Raw genomic sequence first — 13219 nt, forward strand, 5'->3', positions numbered from 1 at the left:
CTTAATTGTCTTTAATTTCAAACAATTGGTCTACCGCATTAATCACATTAGAATCATCAATGGGCTTTAATATAAACGTAGAAGTTATAAATTCGTCTTTACCATCATATTTAAAACTAGAAAACTTTAAGTCTTTATTCGTTTTCCGTTCTACAAACCCATTGCCAAGTACCAAACCTATTTTACCATAATCACCATAAAAGTATTCTTGTAATAAGGGTACTATTTTATTATTAAATGCATTCGCTAATTGCTGCTCTGTATAAACTCCTACAAAATACGAATGTCCAATGGCATGATCTCTATCTATTAGCAATTCAATCCGTTCATTAATCGTTTTTAAGACATTTGAAAGAAATACGCCTTCTACCTCCTCGTTTGCAATAACGGCATAATCAGGCATCATTTCTTTAAACTCAAAACGACGGCGTAAAGCGGTATCTAAAGCCTCTACCGAACGGTCTGCGGTATTCATGGTGCCTATTATATATAGATTTTGAGGAACTCCAAAATTATTGGTTTTAGAATAAGGAAGTTTAATTCTTATGTCTTCATTCTTTCCAATTCGCTTATCATCTTCTAAAAGCGTTATGAGTTCTCCAAAGATAGCAGACACATTACCTCTATTAATTTCATCTATAATTAATGTGTGATTTTTTACCTCTTTAGAATTTAGTTCTGATTTACTATAGCTTGAAACCTGCTCTAAAACATCATCAAATGATAAATCTATCGCATTAAACTGCACGGTTTCCACATCTCCTTTGTTTGCAACTACAAAGTCATAAAATGTTTTGTAGACCGCAAATAATTCGCAATGAATATGACCTACTAAAGGATGTATTTCAGCTTTTAAGCTCTTTATTTTAGTTGGGACTATGCCTTCTATTAATACTTTTTTTAATTTCTCTTTGGTAACGCTAAATGTATGTTGTCCCGGTTGCTCTTTCTTGTTATTAGACCATAAGTATTTTACAAGAATTGAAGAATCACTTGTACCAACCAACATTAATTCAACTCCTGTTTTAGTGGTAAAAACAGGTTCACGTTTTCCTTCATATGGTTTTATTGAGTCTAAAAACTTCGCATACAACACATCAAAATCTTCCTCCCCTTTTTCCTTAGAATCTATATACTCTGAAAGTGCATTTTTAACAGAGGTTTTAAAAATACCAGATTCTACCTGGTAAGAAATCTCCCCCTTATGAGTTATTGGTTTTATGCCTTCAACAAAATCTTCATAACTCATACTTTGATGAAACGTACTAAACACAATGAGTCCTTCTTTACAAAGTCTATCGTATTCGTCAATTATAGCTGCTCTTTGTTCATTTGGATTTAAATCCTTATCAATTGCAAAATGTGGATTAGAAATTTGAACAGCCAATTCTTTAGTAACATAAGTTTTACCAGTTCCCGGTGGACCGTAAAGAATTTGATTTAGTGGTGGTAACATCATATTCACGTTCTTTAAATCTTTAGTAGTGTTTTCTGTATCAATAATAGTATCTATTTTATAATCTGATTTTTTTTGATCATTCATCCAATCTTCCACATCCAGATCATCAAAAATTATGGTCTTAAGCGCATAATTCGTTGAATTCGCATCTTCTTTCCAGCGTCTTATGGATGACTTTATCTCTTCATGATATTCTTGTTCTAAACAAGCCCTATGATTTTCTAAAATAAATTTAGGAATCTCGTTCCAATCTGTCAGATTTAGATAAAGGTTAATCTTATGATCTCCCCCTTTATATGCATAGATTTCATATTTAAAACCTTGCTGTTTAATCTTTTCTTCAAGTTCAGCATCTAAAATAAAGTTGATGTATGCCTCTCCATTCTTTTCGTTATAACCATATACATTTCGCATCCCTATAAAATACATTATGCGATTATCACTAGAAATGGCTATGCGAGCATCATAAGGATCTCGTACCAATTGTTGACTAAAAGCACTGGCGTAATCCATACAGCTTTGAAAAAGCTCTTTGTGACTCACTTGTTTATGATAGTAGGCTATAAACGTATTTACATCTGTTTCATCATAAATAAGTACTTCATTGATATACACATCAAACAGCTCACATACTAAACTTCTATTAGGTAGACTTGACTTGAACTCAGTTAAAGCCAATCCATTCTTTTCGGCAATAGATCTTATAGCCCATTTAAAAGGAAATTTCTTGTCCGTTTCATTATGCGCTAGATTATACCTCCAATTGTCATCCAACACCTGTTGCGGTACATCCTTTTCCTTTGTCCTATTAAACCAAGCATTTACCTGATCAGAAGTTATTTGTGATATCGCAGATTTAAAATTTCCCTTTCTGTATTTGTACAAGGCTTTTAAAGCATTTCTATTAGTCCCCTTAGATCTATCTCCAAAATCAAACTCCTTACCTTTTAATCCATATAATTCCAATACCTCCTTTAGTTGCGGTACTTTAATTTTAAAAAAATCAACAGGATCCCCTTTAAGATTAGAGTAATGCTCTTCTATCTTGGATATTGCCTTTTTATAATTATAAGCCGTATTCTCTTTTTTATTATCAAAAGCAATCAACCATTGTTCATACTTGTCTAAACTCATAGTCTATTACATTATTTCTTCCGCACACAATTAATAATTACCTATCTTAATCCCCTCTACAACCCCTAAAAACTTGATTAACTTATCCAAATAAACGTCCAGTTCTTGCGCATCCTTTATAAAACCCCATGCGTTTGGTGTTTTTACATTCATGGTTGCCACAATGGTATTGTACTTATTGTTTGTTAATACATAATGTTTAAGTTCGTAATTTTCAGGAAGTTCTTTATTGAGTTCTTCCATCTTAAATAACATGCCTTCAAAACGTTCTTTCGCATTAATTCCCTTGGCTTCTGGCTCTTCTAAGTTTTTTTGAAAATCATTATGTATGGCTTTTACAAAATACCAACTTCCATAACGGACTTGTATGCGATATTCTTTGGCACTGGTATGCACTGAGAAATCTAAACGGTATCGATGTTCCCCTTTTTGCACTAAGAAGGTGAGATTAGATTTTACGGCTTTTTGCTCATAGAGTATGGTAATATGTTTAGAGGCGGCTTGCTGTATCAATGTATCCTTAATTCGCGTTCTTAACCCTTTTAAAAAACCAGATTTATGTATCTCTTTTGCTTTTGGTTCTTCGTTTGCGGCATCATAACTTGTTACTGATGCTACTTGTATCGCATTCGTCATTACGTCTAATAAGGACACATCATTAGAATCATTGGTGCCATTAGAAGCATTATGTTCTATGATCGATTTTAACGTATTAAAAAGTCTAGAAATTTGCATGGCGCGATTACTTAAAAAATTCTCACGTTGGCATAATTGATATAGTATCTGTTCCCATTCCTCATCAAAATACTCGTTTTTAGACAGTTTTTCTTTTAAGTCCGCATGTATCGCTTGTAGCTTAAAAGTTTCCACAACCTCATCATTCCAAGCCGTAAAATCCGGATAGCGCTCTAATACTCTAGAAAGTAATGGATACGCTATTTGAATACTAAAGACTCCTATATTTATAAGCTGCTCAAAAGCTGTAGGTTTACTTTCAGACTCTACAGCAAGCATAATACTTCGCACTAAAGACAAACTATTTAATAAACGTTTAATGGCTCTTGGATTAGAACCTACAGTGAGATTGCTTATATCTACAATAGTATTAGAAATATCAGCCGTTAATTCCCCCTCATTAAAATAGTGAAGCTGCTTTAAGTTATCAATAATTAAATCTTCTACACGATACTGACCAATGGGCATGGTAAATGGCAACTGAATAATTTTCTCAAAAAAGGAACGAAACTCGCGTTCATTCTCTGGTGTTTTTTTACCAAATTTTGGCTCCAGACCTTTTACCACAACATCGTAATCTATGGCAAGCATAAAAATACAATTCTCTAAATCAAAGATGTTTTTAAGTAATTCTAAAATCTGAACCGCTATTGGCGGATTTATACGATCTAAATCATCTATAAAAAACAAGAACCCTTTGGCCTTCTCATTGCGCTCAATACTTTCATTAATTTGCTTTTGTAACTCCGTGTGCAACTCGCGCAAAGACGATTGTTTATCTGAAGCTTCAAAAAAGGCATCGGTAGCATCTCCTGCAATACCCGCTGTTGCTGCATTGGCTCCCATTTTTGCGGCGCTACGTGCTGCAGCTTTAAAAAAGCCAACGGCCTTTTTCTTTAAATCTTCTAGGTTCTGGTTCTTATCTTTTTCCAAAACCTGTATTACCGAAGAAATAATACCTTGAATAATATTAGTCATCGTGGTATACTCGTCGGTGAGCAAAGAATATTCCCAAGTGTTTATCCAAATGCCATAAAAGCCGTTTTCATTTTCACACAGATCGTGCCTTATAGCATTCATTAACGAAGTTTTCCCACTTCCCCATTCTCCTTGTATGGCAATTGTTAGTGGTGTTTGCGCGGTGTTGATAAAGCCTGTTAAACCATTTTTGTAAGCATCAATACCTAATTGATCTTTATCTCCTGCCTTCTTAGGTACGTCTATAATACTGGATGTGCTCATGTCTTATTTTAAATAATTTCTACTGATTAATTTTTACGCTTGCTTTATAAGTTTCGTCGGAATGTCCATTTTGAATAGAAAAAGCATCTCCAGAAGCTGCAAAAAAATCGGTCTGCTTTTATATAGCTAAGAGATATTCTATTTAAATCAACCTTTAAAAAAGTATTCACGGTCTTTCAAATACTGTTCTACTTGTTTTACCGGCGCCGTATCTCCGCTTATTAAGCGATCCAAGACATTTTTAATTTTCTCGTTAAAAGGCTCACCCTTTTGAAAAAAATTATCTTCCTTATAAATAAAAGCATGTGTCCTTTGACTACTAGAAGCGAGCTCATCTTGATCAAAGCCTTGTAATTTATAGAACTCATTTTGAAAATGTTCTTTAAACTCAGATCTATTAATGATATTACGATTCGTCTGGTTTCGCAATTCAAAGCATAGCCACAAAGAATTTGTTCGCATTAATTCTGAAGCTGATGGAATATAAAAATACAAATCATACTTTTTGTCCTCACGTCGATACCATTTAGCCGCCTTTATGTAACCGTATTCCGAAAATATCGTACTGATAAGGTTTTCTATATGGTTTTCTGCTGCTTCCTTTTTCTTCAGAATTTTACTAATGGTACTGTAATTTTCTGTAATTTCTTGAATTATAGTATGCATCTCTGGCTTAGGTTTTAAATGGTAATAATGACTTTCTATATTTTTAAAATACTCTCGTAAATAAAACAGATCTGTAGTACTCAAATCTCCAGTTAACTGAATGTTTTGCTGAATTCGCTCAATAAGCTCCCTATGTGTAATATTTAAAAAATAATGACCATTATCTAATTTACCGCTATATAACTTATACGGAAATAATGTAAGCAAAATACCAAATGGTGTTTTCTTTTTACTTTTAAGATGCGCCCAATAAGTGTTTAATGGATTAGCAAGATCATGATGTATCTTGTTCTCAATTCCTATAACCCATGCGTCACCTTCTAATACAATATCAATACTCTTTGTTTTTGTTTTCGCACCTGTGGTTTGCTCTTCCGTTCTAACTTTTACAAGTTCATCAAAAAAACTTATATCATTAAACTCAATTTCTGGATGAGATTTTTTAAGTGCTGTGATTTTTTGAGATGCTATCTCTTGTAAGGAATCATAAAATAAAGTCCCGAATCCGTGTTCTTCATTGGGGTCAAAGAAATAAGCTAGTATATTACTGTTACGTATTTCTCTATGTTGTATTTTTAAAATATCAAACAAATTCTTTCTTGGCCGCTTTGGTAGCGCAGGCAACTTTGCATTTATAAAGACGGCTTCTTTTATGATATCAAACTTATCTATGTTCATTCAGATGTAATACATTTATTCCTTTATCTACTAACGCTTTATTTAAAAACTGTTCAATAGTATAGCCCATATTAATTATTCTTAAGCACTCCAATCACTATACAATTAAACTCTCCCCCTTAGCCTCATCCAACAAACTGCTCTTTAAGGCTTTTAAATATGTTCGTTTTTATTTCAACTTTGAAGAGGCCTTTACATTAAATTCAACCTCTAAATCTTTTAACCTTTTCTTTATTCTTTTACTGTTTTTTTTAAGGAATGATCTACAAAGGATTTTTTTGGGACTAATACCACTGGTTAAATCCGCAATTTCTAACATGAACACCCTATTAGATTCTATCCTTGTTCTTAATTCTTGATTAATTTCAGTTCGTATTAGCTTTTGCTTTCTAGTCGAAATCTTTTCTGAACTTGAGAGAATCAATCTATTCTTTTTGCGCGAAACATATAAATCAGCTTTACCTGTAAAAATATGAACGATACTATTTGCCTCCAACTCTTCATAAGTTTCAAAAATATTTTTGAATCGCCTTATTTTCCCTTGTTCTAAAGCTTCTAAAGCAAGAGTTTTAATAATTGGTTCTATGTCTTTTATAAATGTATGATAGGATAATATATAATTCGCATAAGCAACACTTATCTGCTCAAAGGAAGGCTTTTGTATTGCCGTAAGGACAATTAATGCCTCAGAGTCTTTTTTATAGGAATTAAAATAGGCTTCTTCAGCTTTATCATAATTATCAAAACCCATTAATTTAGGAACGTCTTCGGTGGAACTTTCTATTAAAAAATATTTACTTCTAGCGCCAACAGCATGCCACTGCTTTTTCACTTCGGCATTATTTCGTCTAAAAGTTCTACTAAGCTTATCTATAAAATTATACTTTTTTAGAACATTGTATAAATGATTTGCTTGTTTTTCAGTAAGTTCTTCTTTACTAGATATTAATGAATGAAACTCACCTAATTCTGGGTTATTATTATACCCTAATTCCTTTAGCCTAGTACTATATAATAAATCTGTTATTTCTACTAAAGTTGACCAATTATGATCTTCTCTTGTTCGTAACTGAACCTCTATTCGTTTACCATGTTTAGGGTCTTTTATATAAACATGCAACCCTCTATAACCAATCTTTTTGGGTTCTTTTAAATAATCTCTAATATTACCGCTGATTTCAAATTCACTTTCTATTAATTTTAAAGCTTTTAAAATTTGATCATCGTTTTTAAGAATTAACCTAACGCCAGCAATATCTCCCATCCGATTGAGCTGCATTTTAGGATTACGTAACACTTTGTTTATTATCGTTCTAATCCTCTTTAATCTAAATGCTATAATACCATCTCTACCGACATTGTTTTTTATTTGAACAAGTGTATTAAAAGTTAAGCTTAACGGTTCTGTATAAGATTTTCTATACTCTTGCAATAAATCTAAATCATCGTCAGATACATATCCATTATTTTTAACAATAGATTCTCCAAGCCTTTTTATATCCCCTCCTGTGTACTTCATAATTAATTACAACTCCCCCTTAAAAGCCTGATCTAACAAACTGCTCTTTAAGGCTTTTAAATGATTTAGTTTTTCTTGAATTGAGGATTCTAAATTTTTAGTCTCTTCTTGAATTTGAACTATTCTTTTAATTTGTTTTTTCTGAATTGATAATTCTGGAACTGGTATTTTCCATTCTTCTAAAAATGGTCTTGGAACTCTTTTTAATCCACCAGCTCCTGTCATGTTTTCTTTTCCTGTCACTCTAAATTGTTCTGTTAATACAGCAAAATATATCCATTCTGGCAATACGTTTTCTTTTGCTCTTAACACGTGATATTCCGATGATCCAAAACCTATTCCATTAGTTAAATCTTTTGCCAAACCTGCTTTACCATTTTCAAAACAGGGTGTAACTTTTGCTAAAACGACATCTCCATCGGCAAAATAAGTGTAGCCTTTATAAACTTCGCTAATCTTTTTAATTTCATTTGGAACGAAATTAATATCGTGCTCATTTAAATCTCTCATTGGTAAAAATGAAACTTCTAAATTGTCATCAAGATCTCTTACTTCTGACTTTTTGGGACCAAGAATACACGCGTCTTTAAGCATTATATCTCCATCCGAATATATTTCATCCAAAACACTCCCCATCAAAGCCTGCGTATGCAAAATATTAGCTTCTAACAACCCAATAGCTTTATCTATTTTGGCAAATAAACCATCTAATTTTGCAACAATGCGTTGTTGTTCTATTAATGGTGGAAACTTTAATTTAATATTTTTAAGAGATTTATAGTAAATAGCTGCAACACTAGTTGTCCCACTCTTTATTTTTTCTAATCTTTCTTGAAACTCAGATGACTTAAATTGATAATTAATAAAATAAGGATCGTAACCTTTTTTAAACCTCGACCGCATAATATTATTGTTAAAAAGCATTGGTTTAGCTGATTCAATATCATAAACAGCCGTTTTGCCGACTAATTCAACACTATTTCTGGTGTTAAATAAAAAATCCCTCTTTTGTAAAGCATATTTTTCAAGTTCGTCTTTGGATGCATTAACTTTTACCATTGATAATAAATTTAAATTACCATCATTTGTAATGTTATTCATTTTCAAATAGTCAAATTCAAACTCAAAAGATTGTTGTTTTGTGTTTCTAACTAAACCAATTAAGTTGTCTTCTTTTAATTCATCAAATATTTTTTCTTCCCACTTACCCATCAATCAACTGTTCTATTTGGTTCATTAATGTATTTATTTCGGTGTCGTTTTGCTTAATAGCCTTTAATAAATCTTTTGGGGTTTGGTGGATCACCTCAACCACTTTGTGTGGGTTTTTGGCGCTAAGGTCGTAGTCTTTAATGTCTTTTACGTTTACTGTCCAGTCGTTGCATGACCTCTCGACTGCGCTCGAGGTGACAGCTTTTTTTAATTTGGCATTGGTAGCATTACGCTCTTTTGGATTATGGAACAGATGTACAAACTCTGCAATATGATCGAAAGTAATAGGTTTATTTTTGGTCAGTTTGTAAGGTGGTGTCACATCGTAATACCAAATATCACTCGTAGCCCCTTTTCTATCAAAATATAAAATATTGGTTTTTACACCACTATAAGGTAAAAACACACCAGATGGTAAACTTACTATGGTATGTACATTAAAGTTTTCTAACAAGGTTTGCTTTACTTTGATAAAGGCATTATTGGTTTGGAAGAGCACACCTTCGGGTATCACAATAGCAGCACGACCTTCTAGTTTTAGCATTTTCATAAAATGCTGTAAAAACAGAATTTCTGTGGCGTTACTTTCTACAGGAAAGTTTTGTTGTATTTGGCTTTTTTCTTTACCTCCAAAAGGTGGATTTGCCAAGATTACATTGTGTCGGTCCTTTTCTTGAAAATCGCGTATGTTTTGTATGAGCGTGTTGCCTTTATACACGTTTGGACTTTCTATTCCATGCAGTATCATGTTCATCATACCCATCACGTACCCTAAACTTGTTTTTTCTTGTCCAAAGAAGGTATCGTTTTGTATGGTCTCCCAATCCTTGGCAGAGAGCTTTTCTTTTTTATCTCCACCTGTTAAAAACTCGTAGGCTTCTACTAAAAAACCACCAGAACCAACAGCGCCATCGTAAATGGTATCACCCACTTTAATATCTGTAGTTTCTACCATGGCTTTAATAATGGCTCTTGGTGTGTAAAACTCACCCGAGTTACCACCATCGCTTCCCATACCTTTTAATAGGCTTTCGTAGACTTGAGATAGCTCAAACAACTCATCACTACTTTGGAAATCTAGAGCATCTATAATATCTAACACCTCTCGTAACGTATGCCCACTGGCGATTTTATTATCTAAATACTCGAAAATAGCCCCTATTTTATAGGTTAGCGTTTTAGGATCGTTGGTGGTAGCCTTAAACGCTTGTAAATACGGAAATAAGGTTTTGTTAACGAAGTCTATTAAGTCGTCACCTGTTAAGGCACGTTTAACGTCTAGCTTACCAGTCTCATCTTTGGGGCAAGCCCATTGGTGCCAACGTAAATCTTTACGCAATACATAATTATAGTCTGTACCTTCTAAAAAGGCTTCATCAGCTTTATTGTCTTCGTAATCGTTAAGAAACTTAAGAAACAGAATCCAAGAGATTTGCTCGGTGTAGTGCATGGCTCCCGAAATACCATCATCACGACGAAGGATATCTGTAATTCTGTCTATGTTGTTTTGTATGCTCATTAATTGTTTTTAATTCTTTTATTTGTCACACTGAGCGCAGTCGAAGTGCCTCCCTATGACTTTTTTAATTAATATTTTAAAGTGCTTTTATATACACATTATTATTATTTTATTTACTACTACTTGTCACACTGAGCGCAGTCGAAGTGCCCCACTATAACGCTTTTAATTAAAATTTTAAAGTGCTTTTACATGCTCATTTATTATTTTCAACTTATACTATTTGTCACACTGAGCGCAGTCGAAGTGCCTCCCTATCACTCTTTTTCAACTTATACGATTGGTCACACTGAGCGCAGTCGAAGTGCAACCCTATAACTTTTCTAATCTCTTGGTTTAAATTTATAATGACTCACATTTCTGCATTCTGATAATATTTGTAACCTATCAAAATCTCCATCTATTAACGCTTTTTTCTTAGCTCTAGACCAACCCTTAATTTTTTTCTCAAAATAAATTGCTTGGATTACGTCATTAAACTCTTGTTGAAAAACTAAGGTTAATGGTCTCCTGCTATACGTATAACTATCACGTTTTGTACCTGCTTGATGTTCATTAAATCTTTTGGATAAATTATTGGTAATACCTGTATAATATGACTTATCTGCGCATAATAAGATATAAACAAAGTATTGATAATTCATTTTATTAATGTTGTTCGTTTTATTGGGCTTCGACTGCGCTCAGCCTGACATTATTGTTTTTAATTTTCTTGAGGCTTCGACTGCGCTCAGCCTGACAGTACTGATTTTATCCTGCTCTATATATGTTTTCTTGTAATTTATAATAAGCTCCTAATAATGTTTTCATATCTCCAAAAGCGGTTTTAGCATCTTTAGATGTCCCTAATTTTAATTTCACTAAATCGCCCAACTTATCGCGCTGTAATTCCTCAATACCATAATCCTCATAATGCTTTAATATAAATTGCAGAAACTCTCGCGCTTCTAAGTTTTTATAGACTTCAAAAAATTCGGGTTGGTCTTTTACAAACTTTACACGTTGCTTACGTGTCATTAAATTAGAATTAAAAGATACGTGCGAGAGCACATCAAAAATATCACATTCTGGTGTGGCAATCATATTACGTAAATCATTGAGCTGCTCATTATCAAAGCCTAAATCCCCTAACTGAATAAGCAAACTTGCTCGCGTATCAGGATTAGACCAAATGTTGCGTAAATGAGTTTCGTCTTTATAAATAGCAGGTAACTCACCTATCAGTTTTTCCAAGAACTCACGTACGGTGAGTGGTTTTCCATTTTCATCAATATAACGGGTATCAACGTCTGTTACTTTTAACTGTCTCCCATTAGACAATTCTATAATTAGTTTTTCTTTACGGTCGTAAGGCTCGCCAGGTTCTTTAACCTTGGGTTGCCGTGGTGGTTTTGGTGTTGACTCTCCTCCTTCACCTCCAGCAGGTTCTTCGGGTTCTCCATCCCATGCGGCATCGTAAAATAAATTAGTAGCTCCCACAAAATCGATAATGGTAAAAAAGTCTTTACCATCAAACACACGTGTACCACGCCCTATAATTTGTTTAAACTCTACCATAGAGCCAATGGGTGCCGTTAATACAATATTGCGCACATTTCTAGCATCTACTCCCGTAGTTAACATTTTTGAAGAGGTTAATATAACTGGAATGTCATTGTCATTATCTTGAAATTTCTCTAAAAGTTCGCGGCCATGTTTCCCCTCATCGCTAGTGACTCTAACACAGTAATTAGGGTCTGTTACCTCCTTATATTTATTAATATAATCGCGTAAGTCTAACGCATGATCTTGATTGGCACAAAACACAATGGTTTTATCCATTTTACCAATGTGTTGCAAAATAGTTTGCGCTACCAATTCAATACGCTGTTTTACGGTAATACTACTATTGAAATCTTTAAGTTCGTATCGATCTTTAGTCACTTCACCTTGAATAATCCTACTATCATTCGTATGAATGTATTCGTCAATATTTGTAGTTACACGCTTTACTTTATAAGGTGTTAAAAAACCATCTTGAATGCCTTCCTTTAAAGAATACTCGTAAATAGGTTGTCCAAAATATTTATAGGTATCAACATTATCGTCACGTTTAGGTGTCGCCGTTAATCCTAAATGAATTGCAGGCTTAAAATGATCCAAAATGGCGCGCCATGAACCTTCTTCATTAGCACTTCCTCTATGACACTCATCAATAACAATTAAGTCGAAAAAATCACTTGGGTATTCTTTGTAAAAACCGCCAATATCTTCACGTTCTGCAATAGCTTGATAGATAGCAAAAAAGATATAGGCATTGGTAGGTACTACGCCATTACGTTTGCGAACTTCTTCCCCATCAATTTTAATAACATCCTTCTCATAAGGATTAAACGTATTAATGGCTTGATCTGCCAATACATTCCTATCGGCTAAAAACAAAACTCTTGGTCGTCTATCATTGCCATCTAAGTTCCATTTGGCTTGTAATAACTTATGTACAATTTGAAATGAGATAAAGGTTTTACCAGTTCCTGTGGCTAAGGTCAAAAGGATGCGATCTTGACCATCAGCAATACTCTCCATCACTTTATTTACCGCAATCTCTTGATAATAACGTGGTCCAAAATTACCTGTTAATAAAAATGGAATACGCTGAAGCTGCTCTTTTAGTGCGTTCTTTTTTCCAAAAAGGCGATTGTATAAGTCTTGAGGTGTTGGAAAATCATCAACATAATCTCCTTTACCAGTTCGTCTATCAAACTCATAAATTTGTTTACCATTGGTAGCGTAAACAAAATTGATTTTTAGTTTTTCTGCGTAATCTAATGCTTGTTGTAATCCCTTGGTGGGATGATCTCCTAATTTTTTCGCTTCAACAATGGCCAGATTAGTATTATTAAACTTTAAGAGATAATCAAGGAATAAACGTTTCCCTCTTTTATTCCCTAAAAGCTTTCTTCCATCTGTAAAATAATATTCCCTAACAATATGAATAGATTCCCAATGACTATCCACCAACTTAGGGTCAATAAAATTCGCTCTGGTATCAGATTCTGATATGTGTTTTGTCATA

Annotated in this window: 8 protein-coding genes; all 8 read right to left on the reverse strand. The window is 33.6% G+C overall.

From position 1 onward, the window contains the following. Nucleotide 1 precedes the first annotated feature (1 nt). The 8 genes from HM981_RS17435 to hsdR all read right to left on the reverse strand — a co-directional run bounded on the left by HM981_RS17435 (nt 2) and on the right by hsdR (nt 13218). On the reverse strand, nt 2-2593 hold the full coding sequence (locus tag HM981_RS17435) for an McrB family protein (protein ID WP_218846457.1): 2592 nt from the start codon (nt 2591-2593) through the stop codon (nt 2-4). A 30-nt stretch (nt 2594-2623) separates the two neighbouring features. Further along, complete coding sequence (locus tag HM981_RS14535) at nt 2624-4570, reverse strand: KAP family P-loop NTPase fold protein (RefSeq protein ID WP_179339530.1); 1947 nt, start codon at nt 4568-4570, stop codon at nt 2624-2626. Nucleotides 4571-4717: 147 nt separating this feature from the next. Continuing rightward, complete coding sequence (locus HM981_RS14540) at nt 4718-5914, reverse strand: PD-(D/E)XK nuclease family protein (protein WP_179339531.1); 1197 nt, start codon at nt 5912-5914, stop codon at nt 4718-4720. 169 nt (nt 5915-6083) lie between these two features. Next, complete coding sequence (locus tag HM981_RS14545; RefSeq protein WP_179339532.1) at nt 6084-7433, reverse strand: RelA/SpoT domain-containing protein; 1350 nt, start codon at nt 7431-7433, stop codon at nt 6084-6086. Between the two features lie 6 nt (nt 7434-7439). Beyond that, nucleotides 7440-8645 carry a restriction endonuclease subunit S gene (locus HM981_RS14550; protein WP_262890193.1) on the reverse strand — a complete coding sequence of 402 codons (1206 nt, stop codon included), beginning with the start codon at nt 8643-8645 and terminating at the stop codon, nt 7440-7442. After that, nucleotides 8638-10164 carry a class I SAM-dependent DNA methyltransferase gene (locus tag HM981_RS14555; protein WP_179339534.1) on the reverse strand — a complete coding sequence of 509 codons (1527 nt, stop codon included), beginning with the start codon at nt 10162-10164 and terminating at the stop codon, nt 8638-8640. Before HM981_RS14555 ends, HM981_RS14550 begins: the two co-directional genes overlap by 8 nt. Before the next feature lie 323 nt (nt 10165-10487). Beyond that, nucleotides 10488-10808: a GIY-YIG nuclease family protein gene (locus HM981_RS14560; RefSeq protein WP_179339535.1), complete on the reverse strand. Its 321-nt coding sequence runs from the start codon at nt 10806-10808 to the stop codon at nt 10488-10490. Nucleotides 10809-10914: 106 nt separating this feature from the next. Further along, nucleotides 10915-13218 carry an EcoAI/FtnUII family type I restriction enzme subunit R gene (gene hsdR / locus HM981_RS14565; RefSeq protein WP_179339536.1) on the reverse strand — a complete coding sequence of 768 codons (2304 nt, stop codon included), beginning with the start codon at nt 13216-13218 and terminating at the stop codon, nt 10915-10917. Nucleotide 13219: the final 1 nt, after the last annotated feature.

The organism is Winogradskyella ludwigii (genome assembly GCF_013403985.1).
GTDB classification, from domain to species: Bacteria; Bacteroidota; Bacteroidia; order Flavobacteriales; family Flavobacteriaceae; genus Winogradskyella; species Winogradskyella ludwigii.